The sequence below is a fragment of the Dinoroseobacter shibae DFL 12 = DSM 16493 genome (assembly GCF_000018145.1).
Taxonomy (GTDB): domain Bacteria; phylum Pseudomonadota; class Alphaproteobacteria; order Rhodobacterales; family Rhodobacteraceae; genus Dinoroseobacter; species Dinoroseobacter shibae.
This window is the reverse complement of record NC_009952.1, coordinates 1,865,152-1,891,046: the sequence shown is the minus strand read 5'-3', so window position 1 is coordinate 1,891,046 and position 25,895 is coordinate 1,865,152. Positions and strand designations below refer to the sequence as shown.

Annotated in this window: 19 protein-coding genes; 7 read left to right on the top strand and 12 right to left on the bottom strand. The window is 68.7% G+C overall.

The window, feature by feature from the left end; translation table 11 throughout:
• Window positions 1-67: 67 nt before the first annotated feature.
• The 5 genes from DSHI_RS09240 to uvrA all read left to right on the top strand — a co-directional run bounded on the left by DSHI_RS09240 (window position 68) and on the right by uvrA (window position 7,686).
• A complete protein-coding gene (locus DSHI_RS09240) occupies window positions 68-1,357 on the top strand; it encodes an MFS transporter (RefSeq protein ID WP_012178485.1) in 1,290 nt (429 codons plus the stop codon).
• A gap of 73 nt (window positions 1,358-1,430) precedes the next feature.
• Entirely contained in the window at window positions 1,431-2,024 is a 594-nt protein-coding gene (locus DSHI_RS09235; protein ID WP_012178484.1) for a DUF924 family protein, read from the top strand.
• Between the two features lie 64 nt (window positions 2,025-2,088).
• On the top strand, window positions 2,089-3,486 hold the full coding sequence (gene lpdA, locus DSHI_RS09230) for a dihydrolipoyl dehydrogenase (protein ID WP_012178483.1): 1,398 nt from the start codon (window positions 2,089-2,091) through the stop codon (window positions 3,484-3,486).
• A gap of 64 nt (window positions 3,487-3,550) precedes the next feature.
• Window positions 3,551-4,723: an MFS transporter gene (locus tag DSHI_RS09225; protein ID WP_012178482.1), complete on the top strand. Its 1,173-nt coding sequence runs from the start codon at window positions 3,551-3,553 to the stop codon at window positions 4,721-4,723.
• Window positions 4,724-4,824: 101 nt separating this feature from the next.
• Window positions 4,825-7,686 (top strand): excinuclease ABC subunit UvrA, encoded by a 2,862-nt coding sequence (uvrA, locus tag DSHI_RS09220; RefSeq protein WP_012178481.1) that lies wholly within the window; start codon window positions 4,825-4,827, stop codon window positions 7,684-7,686.
• Window positions 7,687-7,845: 159 nt separating this feature from the next.
• Here uvrA and DSHI_RS09215 read toward each other — a convergent pair whose 3' ends face one another.
• From DSHI_RS09215 to gltX, 4 genes are all read right to left on the bottom strand, one after another.
• Window positions 7,846-9,384, bottom strand: a complete 1,539-nt coding sequence (locus DSHI_RS09215) for an alanine/glycine:cation symporter family protein (protein ID WP_012178480.1) — start codon at window positions 9,382-9,384, stop codon at window positions 7,846-7,848.
• An 11-nt stretch (window positions 9,385-9,395) separates the two neighbouring features.
• Window positions 9,396-9,833, bottom strand: coding sequence for a universal stress protein (locus tag DSHI_RS09210; protein WP_012178479.1), 438 nt, complete (start codon window positions 9,831-9,833; stop codon window positions 9,396-9,398).
• A 270-nt stretch (window positions 9,834-10,103) separates the two neighbouring features.
• Window positions 10,104-11,396, bottom strand: coding sequence for a citrate synthase (gltA, locus tag DSHI_RS09205; protein WP_012178478.1), 1,293 nt, complete (start codon window positions 11,394-11,396; stop codon window positions 10,104-10,106).
• A gap of 115 nt (window positions 11,397-11,511) precedes the next feature.
• Window positions 11,512-12,927, bottom strand: coding sequence for a glutamate--tRNA ligase (gene gltX, locus DSHI_RS09200; protein WP_012178477.1), 1,416 nt, complete (start codon window positions 12,925-12,927; stop codon window positions 11,512-11,514).
• 108 nt (window positions 12,928-13,035) lie between these two features.
• On the opposite strand from gltX, the gene DSHI_RS09195 reads away from it, so the two are divergent.
• Window positions 13,036-15,120 (top strand): ComEC/Rec2 family competence protein, encoded by a 2,085-nt coding sequence (locus DSHI_RS09195; protein ID WP_012178476.1) that lies wholly within the window; start codon window positions 13,036-13,038, stop codon window positions 15,118-15,120.
• 188 nt (window positions 15,121-15,308) lie between these two features.
• On the opposite strand, the gene lexA is transcribed toward DSHI_RS09195, so the two are convergent.
• The 6 genes from lexA to DSHI_RS09165 all read right to left on the bottom strand — a co-directional run bounded on the left by lexA (window position 15,309) and on the right by DSHI_RS09165 (window position 20,270).
• Complete coding sequence (gene lexA / locus DSHI_RS09190; RefSeq protein WP_012178475.1) at window positions 15,309-16,004, bottom strand: transcriptional repressor LexA; 696 nt, start codon at window positions 16,002-16,004, stop codon at window positions 15,309-15,311.
• A gap of 154 nt (window positions 16,005-16,158) precedes the next feature.
• Window positions 16,159-17,367 carry a molybdopterin molybdotransferase MoeA gene (locus DSHI_RS09185; protein ID WP_012178474.1) on the bottom strand — a complete coding sequence of 403 codons (1,209 nt, stop codon included), beginning with the start codon at window positions 17,365-17,367 and terminating at the stop codon, window positions 16,159-16,161.
• Window positions 17,364-17,840 (bottom strand): cyclic pyranopterin monophosphate synthase MoaC, encoded by a 477-nt coding sequence (gene moaC, locus DSHI_RS09180; protein WP_012178473.1) that lies wholly within the window; start codon window positions 17,838-17,840, stop codon window positions 17,364-17,366. The genes DSHI_RS09185 and moaC overlap by 4 nt, the downstream gene beginning before the upstream one ends.
• The gene (gene trpC / locus DSHI_RS09175) at window positions 17,837-18,652 is read right to left on the bottom strand and encodes an indole-3-glycerol phosphate synthase TrpC (protein WP_012178472.1); all 816 of its coding nucleotides are present in this window, start codon (window positions 18,650-18,652) and stop codon (window positions 17,837-17,839) included. Before trpC ends, moaC begins: the two co-directional genes overlap by 4 nt.
• Entirely contained in the window at window positions 18,649-19,668 is a 1,020-nt protein-coding gene (gene trpD, locus DSHI_RS09170) for an anthranilate phosphoribosyltransferase (protein WP_012178471.1), read from the bottom strand. Before trpD ends, trpC begins: the two co-directional genes overlap by 4 nt.
• Entirely contained in the window at window positions 19,665-20,270 is a 606-nt protein-coding gene (locus DSHI_RS09165) for an aminodeoxychorismate/anthranilate synthase component II (RefSeq protein WP_012178470.1), read from the bottom strand. Before DSHI_RS09165 ends, trpD begins: the two co-directional genes overlap by 4 nt.
• A gap of 183 nt (window positions 20,271-20,453) precedes the next feature.
• Here DSHI_RS09165 and DSHI_RS09160 point away from each other — a divergent pair, with 183 nt between their 5' ends.
• Window positions 20,454-22,280, top strand: coding sequence for a divergent polysaccharide deacetylase family protein (locus DSHI_RS09160; protein ID WP_012178469.1), 1,827 nt, complete (start codon window positions 20,454-20,456; stop codon window positions 22,278-22,280).
• Between the two features lie 126 nt (window positions 22,281-22,406).
• Here DSHI_RS09160 and trpE read toward each other — a convergent pair whose 3' ends face one another.
• Window positions 22,407-23,936: an anthranilate synthase component I gene (trpE, locus tag DSHI_RS09155; protein ID WP_012178468.1), complete on the bottom strand. Its 1,530-nt coding sequence runs from the start codon at window positions 23,934-23,936 to the stop codon at window positions 22,407-22,409.
• Between the two features lie 47 nt (window positions 23,937-23,983).
• A complete protein-coding gene (locus DSHI_RS09150; RefSeq protein ID WP_012178467.1) occupies window positions 23,984-25,828 on the bottom strand; it encodes a peptidylprolyl isomerase in 1,845 nt (614 codons plus the stop codon).
• Between the last annotated feature and the right edge of the window lie 67 nt (window positions 25,829-25,895).

Sequence of the window (25,895 nt, the reverse complement as noted above, 5' to 3'; positions counted from 1 at the left end):
CGGTCATGGACTTGCACCGCCATGGCCGCTCTGACACGGTCTCACGATACGTCGCTAGGGTACTGGTATGCTGTCTGTTTTCCGCTCCTCCTGGGCCCTGCTTCTCGGCGTGCTGCTGCTGATGACGGGCAACGGCATTCTGGCCACCATCCTCGGGGTGCGCGGCGCGATCGAGGGGTTCTCGACCTTCGAGATGTCGCTGGTGATGACCGGTTACTTCGTGGGTTTTCTGGGCGGGTCCAGTGCCGCGCCGGAGATGATCCGCCGGGTCGGCCATGTGCGGGTCTTCGCGGCGCTCGGTTCGTTCATCTCGGCGGCGCTGATCCTGTTTCCGGTCTTCACCGACCCCTATATCTGGAGCTTGTTGCGGATTCTCGTAGGCTTCTGTTTCGCAGGGGTCTACGTCACCGCCGAAAGCTGGCTCAACAACGCGTCGACCAACGAGAACCGCGGCAGCGCCATGGCGATCTACGGCGTGGTTCTGACCGGCGGGATCGTGGTCGCCCAGTGGATGGTCAGCCAGGGCGACGCGTCGGGCTACATCATGTTCATCCTGCCGTCGATCCTGATCTCGATCTCCTTCGCGCCGATCCTGCTGTCGATCAGCCCGGCACCGCCCTACGAGGCGGGGGCGCCCATGAGCTTCCGGCAGGTGTTCAACGTCTCGCCGCTGGGGCTGGTGGGGATGACCCTGATGGGCGGCGTCTACTCGGCGCTGTTCGGGATGGCGTCGGTCTATGGCACCGAGGTCGGGCTGAGCATCGGGCAGCTGTCGACCTTCATCGCCACGCTCTATCTCGGGGGGCTGGTGCTGCAATTTCCCGTGGGCTGGATCTCGGACCGGATGGACCGGCGCCTGCTGATCTGCGTGCTGGCGGGGATGGGGGCGGTGGGGGCGATCCTGGCGGGGTTCGGCCTGGGCGGGTATCCCGGCCTGATCGCGAGCAGCTTCCTGATCGGCGGGGCGGCGAACCCGCTCTACGGTCTTCTGATCGCCTATACCAACGACTATCTCGAACCGTCGGACATGTCCGCGGCCGCCGGGCGGCTGGTGTTCTCCAACGGGCTGGGGGCCGTGGCCGGGCCGGTCTTTACCGGCTGGCTGATGTCGCAGGTGGGGCCTGCGGGCTTTTTCCTCTTCGTCTTCGGATTGATGGCGAGCCTGTGCGCCTATGCGCTCTACCGGATGACGCGGCGGGCGAGTGTCTCGGTCGAAGACAGCGGCGCCTACCAGCCGATCACGCCGGGCGCCTCGCCGGTTTCTGTCGCCGTGGCCCAGGAGGCCGCCGTCGAAGCCGCCGAGGAGGCCGCCGAAGAGGCGGCCGAGGAGGCGAGCGGGACACAAACCGCGGCCTGAGCGGTCACTCCCGTGTTGAACAGCGCCCGCTTTGCCCGCAAGTATGGGGCGAGCGCGGCGCAGGGAGGTTGGCATGCACACGCCCAAGGGAGTTCTCGATTTCTGGCTTCACACGGTGGGCGAGGCCGGGTGGTACAAACAGGACGCGTCCGTCGATGCGGATATCCGCAAGCGGTATCTCAACCTGTGGCAGCGCGCCGCGGGCGGGGCCCTGACCGACTGGTGCGTCACCCCGCGGGGCACGCTGGCCTACCTGATCCTGACCGACCAGTTCCCGCGCAACATGTTCCGCGAGGACGGGCGGGCCTTTGCCACCGACGGGATCGCGGTCCATGCGGCCAAGAAGGCGGTGGAGCGCGGCTGGGACCTTCGCGTGGCCGAGCCGGAGCGGCAGTTCTTCTACCTGCCGATGATGCATGCCGAATCCCTGCCGGACCAGGAACGCTGCGTGCGCCTGATCGCCGAGCGGATGCCCGAGACCGGGGCGTCCAATCTGCTCCATGCCCGGGCCCATCGCCGGGTGATCCGGCAATTCGGCCGCTTTCCCCATCGCAACACCGCCCTGGGGCGGGACACGACCCCGAAGGAGGCCCGGTTTCTCGACGGCGGCGGATACGGCGCGGTGGTCCGCGCGATCGAGGCCGAGGACGCTTCCTTGCGGGCTTGAGCGATTTGGTTTAAGGCTAAACCAATTTAGGGCATGGCCGCGCAGGTGATCGGGAGGACCGAAAATGGCTGAGACATCCTTTGACATGGTGGTGGTCGGAGCCGGGCCGGGCGGCTACGTCGCGGCGATCCGGGCGGCCCAGCTCGGGCTCAAGGTCGCGATCGTCGAGCGCGAGCATATGGGCGGCATCTGCCTCAACTGGGGCTGCATTCCGACCAAGGCGATGCTGCGCAGCTCCGAGGTGTTTCACCTGATGCACCGCGCCAAGGAGTTCGGGCTGAAGGCGGACGGGGTCGGCTACGACCTCGACGCCGTGGTCGCGCGCAGCCGGGCGATTGCCAAGCAGCTCAATTCCGGTGTCTCGCACCTGATGAAGAAGAACAAGGTCACCGTGGTCATGGGCGAGGCCAGTCTGCCCGCCAAGGGCACGGTTGCCGTCAAGACCGACAAGGGCACCGAGACCCTGCGCGCGCCCCATGTCGTGCTGGCCACCGGCGCGCGGGCCCGCGAGCTGCCGGGGCTGGAGGCCGATGGCGATCTGGTCTGGACCTACAAGCACGCGCTGACGCCCAAGCGGATGCCGAAGAAGCTGCTGGTGATCGGATCGGGGGCCATCGGGATCGAATTCGCCAGCTTCTACAATACCTTGGGGACCGAGACGACCGTGGTCGAGGTGATGGACCGGATTCTGCCGGTCGAAGATGCCGAGATCAGCGGCTTTGCCAAGAAGCAGTTCGAGAAGCAGGGCATGACCATCCGCGAGAAGGCCATGGTCAAGAGCCTCGAGCGCGGCAAGGGCACGGTGACCGCGCAGATCGAGCAGGGCGGCAAGACCACCGCCGAGACATTCGACACCGTGATTTCCGCCGTGGGGATCGTCGGCAATACCGAAAAGCTGGGGCTGGAGGCGCTCGGCGTCCGGGTCGAGAAAACCCATGTGGTCACGGACGCCTATTGCCGGACGGGCGTCGAGGGGCTCTATGCCATCGGCGATCTGGCCGGTGCGCCCTGGCTGGCGCACAAGGCCAGCCACGAGGGCGTGATGGTGGCCGAACTGATCGCCGGCAGGAACGACGTGCATCCGGTCACCCCGGACAGCATTGCGGGCTGCACCTATTGCCAGCCCCAGATCGCCAGCGTCGGCATGACCGAGGCCCAGGCGAAAGAGGCCGGGCACAAGATCAAGGTCGGCCGCTTTCCGTTCATCGGCAACGGCAAGGCCATCGCCCTGGGCGAGCCGGAGGGCATGATCAAGACCGTGTTCGACGCGGGCACGGGCGAGTTGCTGGGCGCGCATATGGTGGGCGCCGAAGTCACCGAGCTGATCCAGGGCTATGTGGTGGGTCGGCAGTTGGAGACCACCGAGGAGGACCTGATGAACACGGTCTTCCCGCACCCCACGCTCAGCGAGATGATGCACGAGTCGGTGCTCGACGCCTACGGCCGCGCCCTGCATTTCTGATCGCCACGCGGATCGCGCATGGCGCGCCCTTGCGCGGCCCCGCCGGGCGCGCTAGCGCAGGGCCATGACCCATGCCGTCCCCTCCGTGACCGACTGGCCGCGCGTTCTCCTTCTGTGGGGCGCGGGGCTGGGGGCGGCGGCGCAATACGGCAAGGTGTCGGTGATCTTCGACCGCCTGCCCGCGCTGTACCCGGAGGCCGGGGCGCTTCTGGGTTGGGCGGTCTCGCTGGTCGGCGGGGTGGGGATCGTGCTGGGCATCACCGCGGGGATCGTGGTCGCGCGCCTGACCCTGCGGCGCGCGCTGATCTGGGCGCTGTGGCTCGGGGCGGCGATGTCGCTGCTGCAGGGGCTGGCGCCGCCGCTGTGGCTGTTTCTCGCCTCGCGCCTGGTGGAGGGGGCGTCGCATCTTGCCATCGTGGTCGCGGCCCCGACCCTGATCGCCAGCCTCAGCGCGGAGCGCGACCGGGGGCTGACCCTGACCCTGTGGGGGACGTTTTTCGGGGTGGCCTTTGCCATTCTCAGCTGGGCGGGCCTGCCACTGGTGGACCGGGCCGGGGCGCCCGCGCTGTTTCTGGCCCATGCGCTGTTCATGTCCGCTGCCGCGCTGGCGCTGTCGCGGTCCTTGCCGGAGGTGCCCACCGGGCCGGTGCCGCCCCTGCCGGGACTGGGCGCGCTGGCGCGGCAGCATTTGGCGATCTACCGCTCCCCGCGGCTGTCGGCCCCGGCGGCGGGGTGGCTGTTCTATACCTTCTGTTTCGTGTCGCTGCTGACGCTGCTGCCGGCTTACCTGGACCCGGGCCAGCGCGCCTTCCTGATCGGGGCGATGCCGCTGCTGAGCATTGCCACCTCGATGACCCTGGGGGTGTGGATGCTGCGGCGGATGTCGTCCATCGCGGTGATCCAGATCGGGTTCCTGGCCTCGGCAGCTTGCGCGCTGGCCCTGCTGGCCGTGCCCGGATCGCCCGCGATCTGCCTTGCGTTCGCGGCCGCGCTCGGGCTGGTGCAGGGGGCGAGTTTTGCCGCCGTGCCGGACCTGAACCCCGGGGCGCAGGACCGCGCGCTGGCCAATGGGGCCATGGCCCAGACCGGCAATATCGGCAACACGCTGGGCACGCCGGTCCTGTTCGCGCTGGCGAGCCTGGGCGGGCACGGGGTGATGATGGCGACGCTCTGCGCGCTGTTGCTGGCGGGGGCGGCGGCCCATTGGGGGCTGCACCTGGCGCGACGCGCCGCCTGAGGCGCAGCGCTGTGCGTCCGTTCCCCCTTCGTTCGCGTTTTTCGATTGGAGACTCGCACGCCAACCCCTATGTGTGAGGGAACGGTTAACATGAGGCCCCCATGCCGGAGTTGAAGAAGATCGAGGTGCGCGGCGCGCGCGAGCACAACCTCAAATCCATCGACGTGGACATTCCCCGCGACCGGCTGGTCGTGATCACCGGGCTGTCGGGCTCGGGCAAGTCGTCGCTTGCCTTCGACACGATCTATGCCGAGGGCCAGCGCCGCTATGTCGAGAGCCTCAGCGCCTATGCGCGCCAGTTCCTCGACATGATGCAGAAGCCCGATGTGGATCACATCTCGGGCCTGAGCCCGGCGATCTCGATCGAGCAGAAGACGACCTCGAAGAACCCGCGCTCCACCGTCGGTACGGTGACGGAAATCTACGACTACATGCGGCTGCTCTTCGCGCGGGTCGGCACACCCTACAGCCCCGCCACCGGTCTGCCCATCGAAGCACAGCAGGTGCAGGACATGGTGGACCGGGTGATGGCGATGGAGGAGGGGACGCGCGCCTACCTGCTGGCCCCGATCATCCGCGACCGCAAGGGCGAATACCGCAAGGAATTCCTGGAGCTGCGCAAGCAGGGGTTCCAGCGGGTGAAGGTCGACGGCGCATTCCACGACCTCGACAGCCCGCCCACGCTGGACAAGAAATTCCGCCACGATATCGACGTGGTGGTGGACCGGATCGTTGTGAAGGAGGGGATCGAGACCCGGCTGGCCGACAGCTTCCGCACCGCACTCGACCTTGCCGACGGGATCGCGATCCTGGAGACCGCCCCGACGGAGGGGGAGCCGGAGCGGCACACGTTCTCGGAAAAATTCGCCTGTCCGGTGTCGGGCTTCACCATTCCGGAAATCGAGCCGCGGTTGTTTTCGTTCAACGCGCCCTTCGGGGCCTGCCCGGCCTGCGACGGGTTGGGCGTCGAGCTGTTCTTCGACGAGCGCCTCGTGGTGCCGGATGCCACGCTGACGCTGGCCAACGGGGCGCTGGCGCCCTGGCGCAAGGGCAAGTCGCCCTATTTCCTGCAGACCATCAACGCCATCGCCAAGCATTACGAATTCGACCCCAAGACCCCGTGGAAGGCCCTGCCCGAAAAGGTGCAGGAGGTGTTCCTGCGCGGCTCCGGCGAGGAAGAGATCACCTTCCGCTATGACGAGGGCGGCCGGGTCTATCAGGTCAGCCGTGCCTTCGAGGGGGTGATCCCCAACATGGAGCGGCGCTACCGCGAAACCGACAGCAGTTGGATCCGGGAGGAGTTCGAGCGCTATCAGAACAACCGCTCCTGCGGGACCTGCGGCGGCTATCGCCTGCGGCCCGAGGCGCTGGCGGTGAAGATTGCCGGGCTCCATGTGGGCGAGGTGGTGCAGATGTCGATCCGGGAGGCGCATGACTGGTGCCGGACCGTGCCGGAGCACCTGAGCGTGCAGAAGAACGAGATCGCCCGCGCTATCCTCAAGGAGATCCGCGAACGGCTCGGCTTTCTCAACAATGTGGGTCTCGAATACCTCACGCTCAGCCGCAATGCCGGGACCCTGTCGGGAGGCGAGAGCCAGCGCATCCGGCTGGCGAGCCAGATCGGATCGGGGCTGACCGGGGTGCTCTATGTGCTCGACGAGCCGTCCATCGGGCTGCACCAGCGCGATAATGACCGGCTGCTGACGACTCTGAAGAACCTGCGCGACCAGGGCAATACGGTGATCGTGGTCGAGCATGACGAGGAGGCCGTGCGGGAGGCCGATTACGTTTTCGACATCGGCCCCGGCGCGGGGGTGCATGGCGGCCAGGTGGTGGCCCATGGCACGCCGGCCCAGATCATGGCCAACCCGGCCTCGATCACCGGCGATTACCTCGCCGGGCGGCGCGAGATCCCGGTGCCCGCCACCCGCCGCAAGGGTAACAAGAAAAAGGTCACGGTGCGCAAGGCCACGGGCAACAACCTGCAGGACCTGACGGTGGATTTCCCCCTGGGCAAGTTCGTCTGCGTGACCGGCGTGTCGGGGGGCGGCAAGTCCACCCTGACCATCGAGACCCTGTTCAAGACCGCGTCCATGCGGCTGAACGGGGCGCGCCAGACGCCGGCACCCTGCGAGACGATCAAGGGGTTGGAGCATCTCGACAAGGTCATCGATATCGACCAGCGGCCCATCGGGCGCACGCCGCGGTCGAACCCGGCGACCTACACGGGCGCGTTCACGCCGATCCGCGACTGGTTCGCCGGGCTGCCCGAGGCCAGGACGCGCGGCTACAAGCCGGGGCGGTTTTCCTTCAACGTGAAGGGCGGGCGCTGCGAGGCGTGCCAAGGCGACGGGGTGATCAAGATCGAGATGCACTTTTTGCCGGATGTCTATGTCGAATGCGAGACCTGCAAGGGCAAGCGGTACAACCGCGAGACCCTGGAGGTGACATTCAAGGGCAAGTCCATCGCCGATGTGCTGGACATGACGGTCGAGGATGCGCAGGAGTTCTTCAAGGCGGTGCCGTCGATCCGCGAGAAGATGGATGCGCTGATGCGCGTCGGGCTCGGCTATATCAAGGTGGGCCAGCAGGCGACGACCCTCTCGGGCGGCGAGGCGCAGCGCGTCAAGCTCAGCAAGGAGTTGGCCAAGCGGTCCACGGGCCGGACGCTCTATATCCTGGACGAGCCGACCACGGGGCTGCATTTCGAGGATGTCCGCAAGCTGCTGGAGGTGCTGCACGAGTTGGTGGAGCAGGGCAACACCGTGGTGGTGATCGAGCACAACCTCGATGTGATCAAGACCGCCGACTGGCTGATCGATATCGGCCCCGAAGGCGGGGACGGGGGCGGCACGCTGGTGGCCACGGGCACGCCGGAGCAGGTGGCCGAGGTCGCCGAGAGCCACACGGGCCGCTACCTCAAGCCCATGCTCGCGGGCGCCAAGCGGGTCGCGGCGGAATAGGGCGCGTCACCCGCGGTTGCGGAACGGCGCGCCTGACGGCGCATGTCTTTTGCAGAGAAGGGGGGCGCTGCCCCCGTCGCCCTGCGGGCGACTCCCCCGGAGTATTTCGGCACAAAAGAAGACGGGGCGAGGCCGCCCGGACAGGCGGCCCCGGTGCGATTATTCCTTGAACTCGCGGATCTCGCCGGAGTCCAGCCTTGCGCGGTAGGAGGCAAGCTCCGCCTTGACCACGGGCATCAGCACGTAGAGGGCCGCGATGTTGACCACCGCCATGGCGAAGATCGCCGCGTCGGAGAAGTCGATCACCGGGCCGAGGCTGGCGGCCGCGCCGATCACCACGAAGACGCAGAAGATGACCTTGAAGACCAGCTCCTTGGTCCTGCCCTCCCCGAAGAGGTAGGTCCAGGCCTTCAGCCCGTAATAGGACCAGGAGATCATGGTCGAGAAGGCGAAGAGCACCACCGCGATGGCGAGCACGTAGGGAAACCAGGAGAACCCGGTCGCGAAGGCCGCCGAGGTCAGCGCCACGCCGGAATTGCCGTCCACGGTCATGATCGCGCCGTTCTCGACCATGTAGAGGCCGGTATCGGGGTTGATCATCAGCTGGCCCGAGATGGTGATCACCAGCGCGGTCATGGTGCAGATCACCACCGTGTCGATGAACGGCTCGAGCAGCGAGACATAGCCTTCGGTCACCGGCTCCTTGGTCTTGACCGCCGAGTGGGCGATGGCCGCCGAGCCGACGCCCGCCTCGTTGGAGAACGCAGCCCGCTTGAAGCCCTGGATCAGCGCGCCGACGAAACCGCCCGCCACGCCGAGCCCAGTGAAGGCCCCTTCGAAGATCTGCCCGAAGGCCCAGCCGATCTGGTCGATATTGACCAGCAGGATGACCAGCGCCGCTGCGACATAGAGGATGCCCATGAAGGGCACGACCTTCTCGGTGACCTTGGCGATGGATTTGATCCCGCCCACGATCACCGCGAAGACGACCGCCGCGAAGATGATGCCCGTGATCCAGCCGGGATAGTCCCCGACGATGCCCGAGATCTGCGCATGGGCCTGGTTGGCCTGGAACATGTTCCCGCCCCCCAGCGCCCCGAGGATACAGAAGATCGAGAACAGCACCGCCATGAACTTGCCGCCGGGCATGCCCTTCTCGGCGAAACCCTTGGAGATGTAGTACATCGGGCCGCCCGAGACGGTGCCGTCCGGGTACTCGTTTCGGTATTTCACGCCGAGCGTGCATTCGGTGAATTTCGATGCCATGCCCAGAAGACCTGCGAAGATCATCCAGAAGGTCGCGCCGGGCCCGCCGATGCCCACGGCGACCGCGACCCCGGCGATGTTGCCGAGCCCCACGGTGCCCGAGAGCGCGGTGGCCAGCGCCTGGAAATGGCTGACCTCGCCGGCGTCATCCGGGTCGGCATAGTCGCCCTTGACCAGCTTGATCGAGTGCACGAAGCCGCGCAGCTGGATGAAACCGAAATAGACCGTGAAGATACTGGCGGCGACCACCAGCCACAGCACGATCCACGGAAAGGACGTCCCCGGCAGGGGCGCGAAGATCAGGCCGACGAAGGGCCCGGTCACGGCGGCGAAGGTTTCGTTGACGGCCTGGTCGATGGTGCGGGCCTCCTGGGCACGCAAGGCCGTCGCGCTCAGCGCGAGGGCGAGCGCGGCAGAGATCGGGGTTTTCATATCGGGGTTCCTCACGGGACGACGGTGACGGGGACGCTGGCATGCAGCACGAGATTGACGGTCGAGGTGCCGAAGACGCGGTTGACGAAACCGCCCTCGGAACTTCGGGCCACGACAATCTGTTCCGCGCCGTCCTTCTTGGCGATCTTGTCCAGAAGATCGGCCACATCCCCGTGGCGCACCACGCCCGTGGCGGCAAATCCCGCCGCGCTCAGGGCCTTGACCGCCGGGTCCACCACCCGCGCGCGGGCGGTTGAGATCTCTTCCTCGCGGCGCTTGTGGCGCTGTGCGTTCTCTTCGGCGGTCTGGAAGGTGTATGGCGACCATTCGATGATGAACGCGACGATGATTTCACAACTTTCAAGACGCTGCGCCAACCCTTGTGCGTAGGTCAGCGCGCGCTCCCCGGATTGGCTACCATCCAATCCGACAACGATTTTGCTTGTCATGGTAAATCCCTAAATCTCCGTTTCTTGTGTTCTTGGGGGCCCGAGACGGGACAAACCCGCCTCTGTCGTCTACCCCGGCCGGGACCGGAGCCTGGGTCCAGCAGTGCCGCGCAAATCCGCGCAGAACACCGGACCCTTTCCACGGTAGCACCAAAACCGCCGGTTATGGTCGAATTTCTGCGCAGATGCACAGCAGAGGGTGTTCTGCTCAAAGAAAAAGGCCGCCCCGAAGGACGGCCCTTGATGTGCTGGCAGGGGGGTGTGGGGTGCTCAGCGCTTCTCCACATCCACGTAGTCGCGCAGGGTCACGCCCTGGTAAAGCTGCCGCGGACGCCCGATTTTCAGGTTCGGATCCTCCAGCTGCTCTTTCCACTGGCTGATCCAGCCCACGGTCCGCGACACCGCGAAGATCGGGGTGAACATCGCCGTGGGGAAGCCCATCGCCTCGAGGATGATGCCCGAGTAGAAATCCACGTTCGGGAAGAGCTTCTTGTCGGCGAAATAGGGGTCGGCCAGTGCGGCGGCCTCCAGCTCCTTGGCGACCTGCAGGATCGGGTTGTTCTCGACCCCCAGCAGTTCGAGAACCTCGTCGGCCGATTGCTTCATCACCTTGGCGCGCGGATCGAAGTTCTTGTAGACCCGGTGGCCGAACCCCATCAGGCGGAAGGGGTCGTCCTTGTCCTTGGCGCGGGCGATATACTCGGGGATGCGGTCGACGCTGCCGATTTCCTGCAGCATCTCCAGGCACGCCTGGTTCGCGCCGCCATGGGCCGGACCCCAGAGGCAGGCGATGCCGGCGGCGATGCAGGCAAACGGGTTGGCGCCCGAGGACGAGGCCAGCCGCACGGTCGAGGTCGAGGCGTTCTGTTCGTGATCCGCGTGCAGGGTGAAGATCCGGTCCATCGCGCGGCTCAGGATCGGGTCGACCACGTAATCCTCGGTCGGCACGGCAAAGCACATGCGCAGGAAGTTGGACGCGTAGTCCAGGTCGTTGCGCGGATAGACGAAGGGCTGGCCGATGGAATACTTGAACGCCCAGGCGGCGATGGTCGGCATCTTGGCGATCAGCCGGATCGAGGCGACCTCGCGCTGCCACGGATCGGCGATGTCGGTGCTGTCGTGGTAGAAGGCCGACATCGCGCCGACCACGCCCACCATGACCGCCATCGGGTGCGCGTCCCGACGGAAGCCCCGGAAGAAGTTCATCATCTGCTCGTGCAGCATCGTGTGGTTGGTCACACGGCTCTCGAAATCCTCCAGCTCCGCGGCCGTCGGCAGCTCGCCATAGAGCAGCAGGTAGCAGACCTCCAGGTAGTGGGACTTCTCCGCCAGCTGGTCGATCGGATAGCCGCGATGCAGCAGCTCGCCCTTGTCCCCGTCGATGAAGGTGATCGTGCTGTCGCAGGAGGCGGTGGAGGTGAAGCCCGGATCGTAGGTGAACACGTTGCCCTGGGCGTAGAGTTTGCGGATATCCAGCACGTCCGGCCCCGCCGTGGGCGAGTAGATCGGCAACTCGATGGACTTGTCGCCTATGTGCAGGGTCGCGGTTTTCTGTTCGGCCATGTCTGTCCCTTTTTGTAACGCCCTCGCCCCGGGGGGATGCGGCGATCTTGGCATGGTCGGTCTTGTGACCGGTTGTGTCTTGGCGTGTCGGGGGGCCGGTCGACCGGCGTCCCCCTCACGCGGATGTGGCGTCGGACAGGCGCGCGAGCGTCTCGTCGCGGCCCAGAACGAGCATCATGTCAAAAACGCTGGGCGTCGCGGAACGCCCGGCCAGAGCAGCGCGCAACGGGGCGGCGAGCTTGCCCAGGCCCAACCCATGGGCCTCTGCCAGGCCGCCCACAACGCCTTCAAGCGTGTCGCGCGTCCAGCTAGCATTTTGCAGCTGCGGCGTCAATTCAGCCAGTATACCACGGGATACAGTGTCGAGGGATTTCGCGGCTTTCGGGTCCGGGTCGATTGGCCGCGACGCCAGGATAAAGTGAGCCTTTTCAAGCAGGTCGGGAAATTTCTTGGCCCGGTCCTTGAGGCAATACATCGCACGCGACAAACCGGTCTCCTGGGCTTCGGTGAGGGGCGGTGCCCCGGTGGCGGCGAGGTATCCTTGTGCACCTGCGACAATCGCCTCATCCGCCATGACGCCCAGGTGTTGCCCGGACAGGTTGTCGAGCTTTTTCAGGTCCAGCCGTGCCGGCGATTTGCCGATTCCATCCAGGTCGAACCAGGCCTGCGCCTGGGCATCGCCGAAAAACTCGTCATCGCCATGGGACCAGCCGAGCCGGGCGAGGTAGTTGCGCATGGCTTGCGCCGGATAGCCCATCGCCTGGTATTCCTCGACCCCCAGCGCGCCGTGGCGCTTGCTGAGCTTCTTGCCGTCGGGCCCGTGGATCAGCGGGATATGGGCGAAGACCGGCATGTCCCAGCCCATCGCGTCGTAGATCATCATCTGGCGCGCGGCGTTGTTGAGATGGTCGTCGCCCCGGATCACGTGGGTCACCCCCATGTCGTGATCATCCACCACCACCGCCAGCATGTAGACCGGCGAGCCGTCGGAGCGCAGCAGGATCATGTCGTCGAGCTGGTCGTTGCGGATGCGCACATCCCCCTGCACCTGGTCGGCGATCACCGTGGTGCCCTCCTGCGGGGCCTTGATCCGGATGACATAGGGCGCGTCCGGATGGCTGGCGGGGTCCGCGTCGCGCCAGGGCGAGCGGAAGAGGGTCGACCGGCCCTCGGCGCGGGCGGCCTCGCGAAACGCCGCGATCTCGTCCTGGGTGGTGAAACATTTGTAGGCCTTGCCCGCCTCCTGCAGCGCCCGGGCGACCTGCGCATGGCGCGCGGCGCCCTCGGCCTGGCTGACCGCGTCGCCGTCCCAGTCGAGCCCGAGCCAGCGCAGCCCGGCGAAGATCGCCTCCGTCGCCTCCGCCGTCGAGCGGGCCTTGTCCGTATCCTCGATCCGCAAGAGGAACTTGCCGCCGCGGCCGCGCGCATAGAGCCAGTTGAACAAAGCCGTGCGCGCCCCGCCGATATGCAGGTAGCCCGTGGGCGAGGGGGCGAAGCGGGTGACGACGGGCGAGGCGTCGGTGGGGCTCATGGGGATCTCCTGCGCGTTGGGGGGCGCGCGGCGGGCGCGTTAACCAATTGGCAACCAAGGTTTCGATAAGGTTGCGCAGGACTTACCCAACCCGGCGGGACAGGACAAGTGACCCAATACGCAGAGGTACGGCAGGTGCTGTTCCCCTGGGCCCCCGTGGTGCTGGGCTGCGGGATGCTGGCCTATTTTCTGCCCGCGGGCGAGCCGTCCCTGGCGGTGCTGCGGCTGGTGTGGTCCTGTGCTGCCTTCGGCCTGCTCTGGGGGCTCTTTGCGCCCTGGTCCCTGCGGCCCCTGGGCTGGGCGCTGGCGCTGGCGGCGGGGGGCTACGGGCTCGCGGCCTGGCGCACGGCGGATGTGGCCGCCTCGGTGCTGCCCTTTCGCTATTACGGGCCGATCGAGGGGCGCATCGTCGAGATCGACAGCTCCTATGCCGGGGCGATGCGCCTGACCCTCGCGGATGTGCGGCTGGAGGATGTCGCGCCCGACCGCCGCCCGGCGCAGGTGCGGGTGTCGCTCCACGGGCCGTTGCCCGAGGTGCCGCTACGCCCGGGCCAGGTCGTGATGACCACCGGGCATCTGTCGCCGCCCAACGCGCCGGTGGAGCCGGGCGGCTTCGACTTTCGCCGCCATGCCTGGTTCGAGGGGCTGGGGGCCGTGGGCTACACCCGCGTGCCCGTGGTCCTCTGGGCGGAGCCTGCGCAGCTGAGCTTCGCCGAGCGTGTCTACGAGACCCGGCTGAAGCTGTCCAAGGCGATCCGCGACCGGATCGCGGGCCAGCCCGGGGCCTTCGCCTCGGCGATCATCACCGGCGACCGGGCGGCCATCGACCGCGCCCATGTCGAAGACCTGCGCGGCTCGAACCTTGCCCATCTGCTGGCGATCTCCGGCCTGCATATGGGGTTGCTCACGGGTACGGTGTTTCTGGGCCTGCGCAGTCTAATGGCGCTGTGGCCCTGGCTGGCGCTGCGCGTGCCGGTCAAGAAGGTGGCGGCGGTCTGCGCCCTGGGCGCGGCGGTCGTCTACCTGTTCATCTCGGGCATGAGCGTGGCGACGGAGCGGGCCTTCATCATGGTGGCGATGATCCTGGTGGGCGTGTGTTTCGACCGCCGGGCGCTGTCCCTGCGTTCGGTCGCCTGGGCGGCGCTGCTGGTGCTGGCGCTCAGGCCCGAGGCGGTGCTGGGCCCGGGGTTCCAGATGTCGTTTGCCGCGACCACGGCGCTGGTCATCACCTATGCCCATCTGCGCGATGTGCGCTGGTGGCGGGGCATTCCGAAATGGGCCAAGGGGACGGCCTCGCTCTTGCTGTCCTCGGCGGTGGCGGGGGCGGCCACGGCCCCCATTGCGGCGGCGCATTTCAACATCGTCGGCCATTACGGGCTGATCGCGAACCTGGCCTCGGTGCCGGTCATGGGCACGCTGGTGATGCCCGGCGCGCTGGTGGCGCTGGCGGGCGTGCCCCTGGGGCTGGAGGGGGTCGGTCTCTTCGCGATGGAGGTCGGGATCCGCTGGATCCTCTGGGTGGCCGGCACGGTCGCGGGGCTGGAGGGGGCGGTGGGCCATGTGGTCCGCCCGATGCCCGTGGTGCTGCCGTTGATCGTGCTGGGAGCGCTGGTGGTGGGGCTTTTGCCCTGGCGGGCGCGATGGGCGGGGCTGGCGCCGGTGGTGCTGGCCCTGGGGCTCTGGACCCAGTCCGACCGGCCAGAGCTGCTGATCTCCGACACGGGCGGGCTGCTGGGCGTGATGACCGAGCAGGGACGCGCGCTCAGCAAGGGCCGCGGTGACGGGTTCGCGGCGCGCAACTGGCTGGAGAATGACGGCGACGGGGTGACGCAGGACGTGGCGGCGGCGCGCGCGGGGATCGAGGCGGGCAAGGGGACGGTCAGCGTGGCCCTCGGGCCCTACCGGGTGATCCAGCTGCGCGGCAAGACCGGTGCGGCGCAGTTTCCGGAGGCCTGTGCCACGGCGGACCTGGTGGTGGCCAACACGCGGCTGCCGCGCAGCACCGGGGCCTGCGAGAGCATCGACGCCTGGGATCTGCGCCGGACAGGTGCGCTGGCGGTGTCGGTGACCGAGGACGGGTTGCAGGTGGTCCGCGCGAAGTCCGCAGAAGAGCAGCGGATGTGGACCGGGGCCGCACGTGCGACCACGCCGGGCCGCCTGGCCCGCGCGCCGGGCGCGGAGCCGACCCGCTGAGCCGCCGCGGGCCAAGAGTTTTCGAAAACTCTTGGAGGCGCGCAGCCCTGCTGCCGCGCAAAACGTTTGGATGATTTCCCGCAAGACCGCGGGCTGGACCGGGCGAGCGGACCGGTCCTTGCAAGATCTGTGGGCTCCGGGCCCCAAGAGCTTTCGAAAGCTCTTGGTCCTCGCCCCGGCCGTGCGCCTCAGTAGGAGCGGATCAGCCCGACCAGCTTGCCCTGCACCCGCACCATTTCGGCCGGGTAGACCCGTGTTTCATAGGCGGGGTTCGCCGCCTCCAGCGCGATCGCGTTACCGCGCTTGCGCAGGGTCTTCAGCGTCGCCTCGTGCCCGTCGACAAGTGCGACCACGATATCTCCGCTCTCGGCAACACTCGTCTCCCGGATCACCACGATGTCGCCATTGTTGATCCCGGCATTGATCATCGAGTCGCCCTTCACCTCCAGCGCGTAATGCTCCGCGTCCTGGCGCATCATCTGCCCGGGCACGGCCACCGTATGGGACACTTCGCTGATCGCCTCGATCGGTGTGCCGGCGGCGATCTTGCCCATCACGGGCAACTCCACCGCGTGAATGCCCGACACCGGCATCGCCCCGACGGGTGGGTCCAGACGGTCACCGTCGATCACCTGCGGGGCGAACCCGCCCTGCATCGATCCCATCAGGGCCTCGGGCAATTTCACAATCTCGATCGCCCGTGCCTTGTGCGCGAGCCTGCGGATGAATCCGCGTTCCTCGAGCGCCGTGATCAACCGGTGGATTCCCGATTTCGACCGCAGGTCCAGCGCGTCTTTCATTTCGTCGAAGGACGGGGGCACCCCGTCGCGTTGCAATCGCTTGTGAATGAACTCCAGCAATTCGATCTGCTTTCTGGTCAGCATGACTGCTCCCTCCTCTCGGACGCCTGTCGCCCGGCACCGCCCGCAGACACCCGCGCCCTGGTAAAACCAAGAACTGGTAAACAAGGTCTTAAACCCCAGCGGGTTCACTCACTGTTCTATCCCTGTTCCCGCTTTGTGTCAACTTCGTCCAGGCTCAGCCTGCGAGCGGCACCAGGGGGATGAAGGGCACTTCGCTGCCTGCGGGGGCGGCGGGGGCGTGGGGCGGGCGAACGACGAGGCAATCGGCGCCTGCGAGCACGGTCATCAGGCTGCTGTCCTGGCGGTTCTCGGGGGTGAGGCGGAAGGTGCCGCCCTGCACGGCGAGGGTGGCGCGCATGTAATGCTCCCGCGGGCCATTGCGTCCGGTCGCCACCGCCAGCTGGCCTGTCAGGGTCGGCACGGGGGCCGCGGGCAGGCCCTGCATGGCGCGCAGGGCGGGCACGACAAAGAGCGTGCCGCACACCATGGAGGAGACCGGATTGCCCGGCAGCCCCACCATCACCGCGTCCCCGAGCCGCCCGCACATCAGCGGTTTTCCCGGCCGCATGGCGATCTTGTAGAACGCCCGCTCCATCCCCAGCGCATCCATGACCGATCCGACATGGTCGTGATCGCCCACAGAGGCCCCGCCGATGGTGACGATCATGTCCGCGCCGCGCGCAAGCTCCAGCACGGCGGTCAGGGCTTCGGGCGTGTCGCGGGCCACGGGCAGCATCCGCACCAGCGCGCCCTCGGCCTCGAACATCGCGGCCAGGCCGAAGCTGTTCGACGCGATGATCTGGTCCGGCGAAGGGGTCTCGCCGGGCAGGACCAGCTCGTCCCCGGTGGCGATGATCGCGACCTCGGGCTGGCGCGCCACGCACAACTCCGGCAGGTTCATCGACGCGGCCAGCGCCACATCCGCGGGGCCGAGCCGCCGAGGCGCGGCCATCCGGTCGCCCACGGCGAAATCGCCCCCCGCGGGGCGGATGTTGTCGCCCGAGCCAAGACTGTCCAGCAGGGTGATCCGGCCCTCGTAGACGGTGACATCCTCCTGGATCACCACGCGGTCCGCGCCCTCGGGCACCGGCGCCCCGGTGAAGATGCGCACCGCCTGGCCGGGGCCCAGCCGCCCGGTCCAGCCATGGCCCGCGGCACTGCCCCCGACCACCTCGAACTGTGCGCCCGGCTGCGCCTCATCCCCGCGCAGCGCGTAGCCATCCATCGCCGAGGCGGCGAAGGGCGGCTGGTCGCGCCGGGCCACCGCATCGCGCGCCAGCACCCGGCCCGCGGCATTGCGCAGGGGCACGTCCTCGGGGTCCAGGGGCGTGATCAGAGCGAAGAGCGCGTCGAGCGCCTGCGAGACCGGGATGAGCGCACTCATTCGGCTTCGAAACGCCCGGACTTGCCGCCATCCTTGAACGCCAGCCGGATGTCGGTCAGCTGCATCGCCTTGTCCACGGCTTTCACCATGTCGTAGATCGTCAGGGCCGCGACCGACACCGCGGTCAGCGCCTCCATCTCCACCCCGGTCTGGCCCGAGGTCTTGACCGTCGCCTCGATCCGCACGCCGGGCAGATCGGCGTCCGGCACCAGCTCCAGCGCGACCTTGGTGATCGGCAGGGGATGACACAGCGGGATCAGATCGGCGGTCTTCTTGGCCCCCATGATCCCCGCCAGCCGCGCCACGGCCAGCACGTCGCCCTTCTTGGCGCGCCCGCCCTCGATCATTGCGAGGGTTTCGGGCGCCATGCGCACCGCGCCGCGGGCAATCGCCACCCGGTCGGTCACTTCCTTGTCGGACACATCGACCATATGGGCCGCCCCCTGGGCGTCGAAATGGGTCAGACCGCTCATGCCGCGCCCTCCACGGGAACCGGGTTGGCGAGCAGCGCGCGCGTGGCCTCGGCCACATCCGCCTGCCGCATCAGGCTTTCGCCAATGAGGAAGGTGCGCGCGCCGTAGCCCGCGAGATCGGCAAGCTCCGTCGGCCCGCTCAGGCCCGATTCCGCCACGATCATCCGGTCGCCGGGGATACGCGGCGCCAGGGTGCGGGTGGTGTCCAAGGTCGTCTCGAACGTCTTGAGGTTGCGGTTGTTGATCCCCATCAGGGGCGAGTTCAGCCGCAGGGCGCGGTCCAGTTCGTCGCCGTCATGCACCTCGATCAGTGCATCCATGCCCCAGCTTGTCGCGGCATCCTCCAACTCGACGGCCTGGGCGTCCGACACGCTGGCCATGATGATCAGGATGCAGTCCGCGCCCATCGCCCGGGCCTCGGGCACCTGGTAGGGGTCATACATGAAATCCTTGCGCAGGACGGGCAGGGCGCAGGCCGCGCGCGCCGCCACGAGGTAGTCCTCATGCCCCTGGAAGCTCGGCGCATCGGTCAGCACCGACAGGCAGGCCGCGCCCCCGGCCGCGTAAGCGCGGGCAATCGCGGGCGGGTCGAAATCGGCGCGGATCAGACCCTTGGAGGGGCTCGCCTTCTTGACCTCCGCGATCAGGGCATAACCGTTCTGGGCCGCCGCCCGCAGCGCGCCCGCGAAGGGCCGGACGGGGGAGGCTTGGCGCGCGGCCGCCTCGACCTCCGCCAGGGGGCGGGCGGCCTTGCGCGCGGCCACTTCCTCCAGCTTGTAGGCCTTGATCCGGTCGAGAATGGTGTCGGTCATGTCGCCTCCGATGTGATCTGTGCCAGCCCCTGCACCTTGGCCAGGGCCGCGCCGCTGTCGATCGCCTCCGCCGCCAGCATCACGCCATCGGGCAGGGCGGTGACGCGCCCCGCGACCTTCAGTGCCGCCGCGGCGTTCAAGAGCACCGCGTCTCGGTAGGCCGACGCCTCCCCGGCCAGAAGCGCGCGGAAGGCGGCGCCGTTTTCCTCGGGCGTGCCCCCGAGGATGGCCTCGAACGGATGGACCGGCAAGCCGGCCTCTTCGGGATGGACCTCGAACTCGGTCACCGCCCCGTCCGACAGCCCCGCCACCCAGGACACGCCCGTAATCGTCAGCTCGTCGGTGCCGTCCGAGCCGTGAACCAGCCAGGCCACGTCCGAGCCGAGCGCCGCCAGGGTCTCGGCCATGGGCCGGATCAGGTCGCGGGAGAACGCGCCGGTCAGCTGCCGCTTGACGCCTGCCGGGTTGGTCAGGGGGCCGAGGATGTTGAACATGGTCCGCGTGCCCAGCTCGGCCCGCGTGGGCATGACGTGCCGGATCGCCGGGTGGTGCATCGGCGCCATCATGAAGGCGATGCCGATCTCCGACAACGCCCGCTCGACCACCGCCGGGCCGACCATGACCTCGATCCCCATCTGCGCCAGCGCATCCGCCGCCCCGGATTTCGAGCTGAGATTGCGGTTGCCATGCTTGGCCACGGGCACGCCCGCGCCCGCCACCACGAAGGCCGTCGCGGTGGAGATGTTCAGCGTCCCCTTGCCGTCGCCCCCGGTGCCGACGATGTCCATCGCGCCTTCGGGCGCGCGCACTGCATTGCATTTGGCGCGCATCACCGCGGCCGCGGCTGCGTATTCCGCCACCGTCTCGCCGCGCGTACGCAGCGCCATCAGCAGCCCGCCCATCTGGCTCGGCGTCGCCTCGCCCTCGAACAGGATCTCGAAGGCCGCCTCGGCCTCCGCCCGGGTCAGGGGACGGTCGGCGGCGGCCCCGATCAGGGGTTTCAGCGCGTCGCTCATGCGGGCATCTCTGCGCGCCCCGGGGCCAACCCCGGCACCGTGTCGAGGAAGTTCTGCAACATCTTGTGCCCGTGTTCGGACTTGATGCTCTCGGGGTGGAACTGCACCCCGTGGATCGGCAACTCCCGGTGCTGCAGCCCCATGATCGTGCCGTCCTCCAGCCAGGCGGTGACCTCCAGGCAGTCGGGCAGGGTGTCACGGTCCACCACCAGCGAATGGTAGCGTGTGCCCATCAGCGGCGAGGGCAGGCCGGCAAAGAGCCCCGTGCCCCCGTGATGCATCGCGCCGAGCTTGCCATGGACGATCTCCGAATGCCGCTGCACCTTGCCGCCGAACGCCTGTCCGATGGTCTGGTGCCCGAGGCACACGCCGATCAGGGGGGTCCGGGTCTCGGCGGCGGCCTCGGTCAGCGCGAGACAGATGCCCGCCTGGTCCGGATCGCAGGGACCGGGGCTCAGCAAGATCGCCTGCGGGTTCAACGCCATGGCCGCCTGCACGTCGAGCGCGTCGTTGCGATACACCTCCACCGGCGCGCCGAGCTCGCCCAGGTAATGCACCAGGTTATAGGTGAAACTGTCGTAGTTATCGATCAGCAGCAGCATCGCGCGCCCCTTGTGTTCGGGCCTCTTGATCCACCAGCCCGCCCCAGGGGTCAAGGGCCTGCGCCGTGCCCCGGGGGCCTTCGGGGCTTGCATCCGCCCCGCCGCGCGCGCGATGATGCACCAGCAGCAAGAAGGGGCCACCGGGATCGGGGCCCCGCAGGTGAGGCAGACGCGGCATTTTGCATGGGTAGAGGCATACTCTCGGGCCTGTTCTGGGGCGGTGCGGCCAGCATGATCGTGCTGATGGCCGCGTCGGTTTATTTTCCCCTGCGGGACATCAGCGACCGCACCGCGCCGCGCGCGCCGGTGCGCGAGAACGTGTTGCTCGCCGACCCGCCCCCCCTCCCGCCGGGGGCGGAGGTGCAGCCGAGCGTTGCGGAGCCTGAACCTTCCGTCACGACCGATCGTGTCGCGGCCCCGTTGCAGACCCCGCGTCCAGACAGCGGCCCGCCGCCCGATGCCCCTGCACCGGCCGCGCCGACGGTTGCCGAGGCGCCGCCCGCGCCGCCGACGGACCCCGCCGCGCCCGCTGGCCCGGGCCCGGAACTTGCCGAGACCGCCCCGGCGAATGTTGCGCAGCCCGCGCCCGGCCAAGCGGTCCCAACCGCGCCTGGGCCCGATACCCCGTCGGCCACCGCGCCGCGGATGGCCGACGTGCCGCCGGGCCTGCCGGTGCCCGGTGCCGTGCGCGACCGCGCCCCGGGAGAGGCGCTCGCAGCCCTGCAAACCCCTTTGCCGGTCCCCGAGGTTGCCCAGGAGCCGGGCGATTTGACGGGCCCTGCCGCGATCCTGCCCGCCCCCGGCGCGCGGCAAATCGGCGAGGCGGCGACGCGGACGCCGGACCGGCCCGCGGATCTGCCTGTGCCTGGCACGGCCGCCGAACCACCGGTCGCGTCGGCGCCTGTCGCGCCGCCCCGGCCGCCGGAGCTCGCCGCGGAGCCATCGATGCCGTCCGGCCCGCCGGAGCCGGTCGAGCTTGCCCGTCCCGACAGCTCGCCGCCGCGGCTGGCCCTGGCACCCGCAGACCTGCCGCTGCCTCCCGTGGCCGCGGCCCCCATGGAAGCGTCGGAGCCGCCCGTCCCGGCCGCAGGCCCTCTGCCCGCCGACCTGCGCCCGGCCGCCGACACGCCTGCACCGCCCGCCGACGACCGGCGCACGGCCCTGGTCGTGCCGCCGCGGGAGCTGCCCCGCCGTCTGGTGCTCGGCAGCGACCAGAGCTTCGGCACCCGCGGCCCTGGCCTGTCCTCGCGGATCCCCCGGATCGGCGAGACCGCCGCGGTGGCCGAGGCCGACGATCCCCTGACGCCAGAGCCGGAGGTGCCCGCGCCGCTTGGTGCCCTGGCCCGAAATGCGCTGCCTTTCGAAGGGGCGGAGGGTGTGCCGCGGCTCGCCCTGGTGCTGCGCGCGACCTCTGACGCGCGGGCGATCACCGATGTGCTGAGCCGGATCGCCGATCCCGTGGCCGTGGCGCTCGACCCGACATGGCCGGAGGCGGATGCGCGCGCGGCCGAGCTGCGCGCGGCGGGGCACGAGGTGCTGATCACCCTGACGGGGCTACCCGACCCGGTCGAGCCGCGCGACATCGATACCGCCCTCGCGGTCCATATCGCGCGCCTGCCGGGCGCGATGGGGGTCTGGCTGCCCCGGACGAGCCCGGTCTTCGGCGATCGGGAACTGCTGCGCCACCTGGTGGCGGTGTTGGGCGACACGGGCCACGGGCTGGTGGCGCCGCTCAGCGGGCTCGACGCGGTGGGGCAGGAGGCGCGGGCGATCGGTCTGCCCGCGATTTCGGTGGGCCGGGTCCTTGGCGGGTCCGGAGAGGGTGAGGACGCCCTGCGCAGAAGCCTCGACCAGGGGGCGTTGCGCGCCGGCGCGGACGGGCAGGCGGTCCTGCTGGGCGAGACCCGGGCCGAGACGCTGTCGGCCCTGCGCGACTGGAGCGCCGCGCAGGACCCGGATGCCTTGCGCCTTGCACCGATCTCCGCGCTTTTGCTGGCCCCGGGGTCCTAGCGGCGCCCAAGCCCGTTCGAACGGGCTTGCCCACGCGATTTGGAAATCGCGTCCCAAGCGCCTTGCAAGGCGCTTGTCCAAGGCGTTTCGAAACGCCTTGTCTGCGGGTTCACGAAATCCCGAGCCTCAGCCGTTCCGCCCGGCGGGCCCCGCGAACAACCCGGCCTGCTGCGCCGCCATCCGGATCGCCTTGGCCTTGTTCACCGTCTCCTGGAACTCCGCCTCCGGGTCGCTGTCATAGACCACGCCGCCCCCGGCCTGGATATAGAGCGTCTCGTCCTTGACCACCGCCGTGCGCAGGGCGATGCACATGTCCATGTCGCCATTGGCCGCGAAATACCCGCAGCCCCCGCCATAGACCCCGCGCTTTTCCGGCTCCAGCTCGTCGATGATCTCCATCGCCCGCACCTTGGGCGCGCCCGAGACCGTGCCCGCCGGCAACCCCGCCAGCAGCGCCGAGAGCGCGTCATGCTCCTCGCTCAGTTCGCCCACCACGTTCGACACGATATGCATCACGTGGGAATAACGCTCGATGATGAACTGTTCGGTCGGGCGCACGGTGCCGATCTTGGCGACCCGGCCCACATCGTTGCGCCCCAGGTCGAGCAGCATCAGGTGCTCGGCGCATTCCTTGGCATCTGCCAGCAGATCCGCCTCCAGCGCGTCATCCTCGGCCGGTGTCGCACCCCGTGGCCGGGTGCCCGCGATCGGCCGGATCGTCACCTCGCGGCCGAACACCCGCACCAGGATCTCGGGGCTGGCGCCCACGATCTGGAACCCGCCGAAGTTGAAATAGAACATGAAGGGCGAGGGGTTTGTTCGCCGCAAGCTGCGGTAAAGCGCGAAGGGCGGCAGGGGGAAGGCCTGGGACCAACGCTGGGACGGCACCACCTGGAAGATGTCCCCGGCGCGGATGTAGTCCTTGGCGCGCTCCACCGCGGCCAGGTAATCGGCATGGGCGAAGTTCGAGACCGGCTCTCCGAGCTCGGCCGCCTCGCCCAGATCGCGCCGTTCGGCCATGGCGGAGCGTTCCAGATCGCGCACCGCGTCCATCACCCGCTCCGCCGCCTGGGCATAAGCGGCCCGCGCCGATTGGCCGCCCCCCGCCGAACCGTTTGCCCAGACCGGCGAGACCACCGTGACCTCGCCCTTCACCCCGTCCAGAACCGCCACCACCGAGGGCCGCACCAGCACCGCGTCCGGCAGGCCCAGCGGGTCGGGGTTCACATTCGGCAGATGCTCCACCAACCGGATCATGTCATAGCCCAGATAGCCGAACAGCCCCGCCGCGATCGCGGGCAGCTCATCGGGCATCTCGATCCGGCTCTCGGCGATCAACGCGCGCAATGCGGCCAGCGGGTCGCCGGGGATGTCTTCGAACGCTTCCGCATCGAACCGGGCGGAGCGGTTGATCCGCGCACCGGTGCCGCGACACTCCCAGATCAGATCGGGCTTCAGCCCCACTACCGAGTAGCGCCCGCGCACCTCGCCGCCGGTGACGGATTCCAGCATGAAGCTGTCCTTGCGCGCGCCCGCCAGCTTCAGCATCAGCGACACGGGCGTGTCCAGATCCGCCGCCAGCCGGGTGTAGACCACCTGGTTCTCGCCGCGCCCATGGGCGGCCTCGAAGGCGTCGAAACTGGGGGTCAGGGCCATGGCGGGGTCTCTCGCGGGTCATCTGCCCGAAGGCGGGGCAGGCGGGCTCAGGGGAACTGGGCGTGAATGCCGTTGATCGTGCTCTGGTTGATGGTGATCCCGGCCTCCTGCTGGATCGCGGTGGCATAGGCGGTGAACACATCCTCGGCCAGGGTCTGGGAAATGCTCTGGTCCAGCACGTTGCGCAGGAACGCCGCATCCGGGTCCTCGGTATCCGGCGGCAGGATCGCGGTCAGCTGGGCCACGATCACCACGCCGTTGCCGGGCACGAGCGCCACGTCGCCTTCGGCCTCCAGCGCGAAGACATCGGTGACCAGTGCCGGGGGCGTGCCCTCGATGAAGGCCTCCCGGGTCAGGCCGGTCTCCACCTGCCGCTCCAGGCCCTGGTCGGCGAAGCTCTCGCCGCCGCGCAGGGCCTCGGCCACGCGCGCGGCCTCCGCGCTCAGCGCGTCTTGCAGGCGCTGCGCCTCCCAGCCCGCCACCACATCCTCCCGCACCTCGTCGAAGGGCAAAAGCCGGGGGGGCACGACCTCGTCGAGCCGCAGGGCAAAGACACCGCCGTCGTCGAGGGTCTCGATTTCGGGAAAATCGCCCTCGCTCAGGGTGTTGGCCAGGGCGCGCACTTCCGGATAGGCGGCGATGCCCTCGGTGGTGGTCGCCGTCAGCGACAGCTCGCCCAGCTCCGCCGGCGTGTCGGCGGCCAGCTCTTCGAGCGTGGCGCCCCCGGCCAGCAGATCATCAAGCGCCTCGATTTCGTCGGCCACGGCCCGGCGGGCGGCATCGCCCGCCAGCGCGGCGGTCAGCTCGTCGCGCGCCTCTTCGAAGGTGGTGACCTGGGCGGCCAGGGCCGCGTTGATCCGGAACAGGGCCGGGCCCAGGGCCGTGCGCACCGGCCCGACGATTCCGGTCTCCTGATCGCCGAAAACGACCTCTGCCACCGCGTCGTCGAGATCGTCGCGCGCCACCTCGCCGAGATCCACATCCTCCAGGCTCAGATCGCGCGCGGCCAGGAGCTCTTCGAAGCTCTGCGCGCCGCTGTCGAGGGCGGCCTTGGCCTCGGCGGCTTGCGCCTCGGTGCCGAAGACGACGCGATCCAACAGGCGGCGCTCGGGCTGGACATAGACCGACGCGGCCCGGTCATAGGCCGCGCGCAGATCCTCCTCGGAGGGCGAGACCTGGTCCTGCATCATCTCCGGGCTCAGCAGCACGTAGGTGATCTCGCGCGTCTCGGGCGCGGTGAAGGCCGCCGGGTTCGCGTCGTAGAACGCGCGCAGTTCCGCATCCGTTGGCATCGCCTGGGTCAGGGCCACCAGGTCCGGCGTGATCTCGGCCCAGGTGAAGTCCCGCCGCGCGGCGATGAAGTCATACAGCGTACCGGTATAGGCCTGCGGCGCGCGCAGCCCGCCGATCACCGCCGCCTGCAGCAGGTTGCGCGCGGCCTCGTTGCGCACGTCGGCCTCGAATTCCTCGGGGGAGAGGTTGTTTTGCTGCAGGGTGAACTCGTACGCCTCCCGGTCGAAGCCGCCGCCGATCCCGGAAAAGGCGGGGATCGTCTGGATCTGCTCGGCCACGCGCATATCCCCCACGCTGACGCCCAGCTTCGCCGCCTCGTTGTCGATGGCCGCCGTGTTGACCAGCTGTGCCAGCACCTGCCGGTCGAGCCCCAGCTCCCGCGCCTCGGCCATGGAGACCGCGCGCCCGCGCTGCTGACCGGCGGCGCGCAGCTGGGTCTGCAAGGCCCGGGCGTACTCATCCACGGTGATGTCGGTGTCGCCCACCGAGCCCACGCGCGCGTTCGAGCCGCCGAAGCTGGAAATGCCGAACCCCGCCAGCGCCACGATCAGCAGGCCCAGCAGGATGAACATGAAGAAGTTGGAGGTTTTACCCTTCATCGCAGTCGTCGCTCCCCGATCCCGCCCCGCGCCGGTGTGGCGGTGCCCGTTGTCAGGCGTCTGTTTA

What these genes read in the sequence shown, in the direction of transcription:
- DSHI_RS09240 (WP_012178485.1), top strand. Translation starts at nt 68, where the DNA reads ATGCTGTCTGTTTTCCGCTCCTCCTGGGCCCTGCTTCTCGGCGTGCTG.
- DSHI_RS09235 (WP_012178484.1), top strand. Translation starts at nt 1,431, where the DNA reads ATGCACACGCCCAAGGGAGTTCTCGATTTCTGGCTTCACACGGTGGGC.
- lpdA (WP_012178483.1), top strand. Translation starts at nt 2,089, where the DNA reads ATGGCTGAGACATCCTTTGACATGGTGGTGGTCGGAGCCGGGCCGGGC.
- DSHI_RS09225 (WP_012178482.1), top strand. Translation starts at nt 3,551, where the DNA reads ATGACCCATGCCGTCCCCTCCGTGACCGACTGGCCGCGCGTTCTCCTT.
- uvrA (WP_012178481.1), top strand. Translation starts at nt 4,825, where the DNA reads ATGCCGGAGTTGAAGAAGATCGAGGTGCGCGGCGCGCGCGAGCACAAC.
- DSHI_RS09215 (WP_012178480.1), bottom strand. Translation starts at nt 9,384, where the DNA reads ATGAAAACCCCGATCTCTGCCGCGCTCGCCCTCGCGCTGAGCGCGACG.
- DSHI_RS09210 (WP_012178479.1), bottom strand. Translation starts at nt 9,833, where the DNA reads ATGACAAGCAAAATCGTTGTCGGATTGGATGGTAGCCAATCCGGGGAG.
- gltA (WP_012178478.1), bottom strand. Translation starts at nt 11,396, where the DNA reads ATGGCCGAACAGAAAACCGCGACCCTGCACATAGGCGACAAGTCCATC.
- gltX (WP_012178477.1), bottom strand. Translation starts at nt 12,927, where the DNA reads ATGAGCCCCACCGACGCCTCGCCCGTCGTCACCCGCTTCGCCCCCTCG.
- lexA (WP_012178475.1), bottom strand. Translation starts at nt 16,004, where the DNA reads ATGCTGACCAGAAAGCAGATCGAATTGCTGGAGTTCATTCACAAGCGA.
- DSHI_RS09185 (WP_012178474.1), bottom strand. Translation starts at nt 17,367, where the DNA reads ATGAGTGCGCTCATCCCGGTCTCGCAGGCGCTCGACGCGCTCTTCGCT.
- moaC (WP_012178473.1), bottom strand. Translation starts at nt 17,840, where the DNA reads ATGAGCGGTCTGACCCATTTCGACGCCCAGGGGGCGGCCCATATGGTC.
- trpC (WP_012178472.1), bottom strand. Translation starts at nt 18,652, where the DNA reads ATGACCGACACCATTCTCGACCGGATCAAGGCCTACAAGCTGGAGGAA.
- trpD (WP_012178471.1), bottom strand. Translation starts at nt 19,668, where the DNA reads ATGAGCGACGCGCTGAAACCCCTGATCGGGGCCGCCGCCGACCGTCCC.
- DSHI_RS09165 (WP_012178470.1), bottom strand. Translation starts at nt 20,270, where the DNA reads ATGCTGCTGCTGATCGATAACTACGACAGTTTCACCTATAACCTGGTG.
- DSHI_RS09160 (WP_012178469.1), top strand. Translation starts at nt 20,454, where the DNA reads ATGGGTAGAGGCATACTCTCGGGCCTGTTCTGGGGCGGTGCGGCCAGC.
- trpE (WP_012178468.1), bottom strand. Translation starts at nt 23,936, where the DNA reads ATGGCCCTGACCCCCAGTTTCGACGCCTTCGAGGCCGCCCATGGGCGC.
- DSHI_RS09150 (WP_012178467.1), bottom strand. Translation starts at nt 25,828, where the DNA reads ATGAAGGGTAAAACCTCCAACTTCTTCATGTTCATCCTGCTGGGCCTG.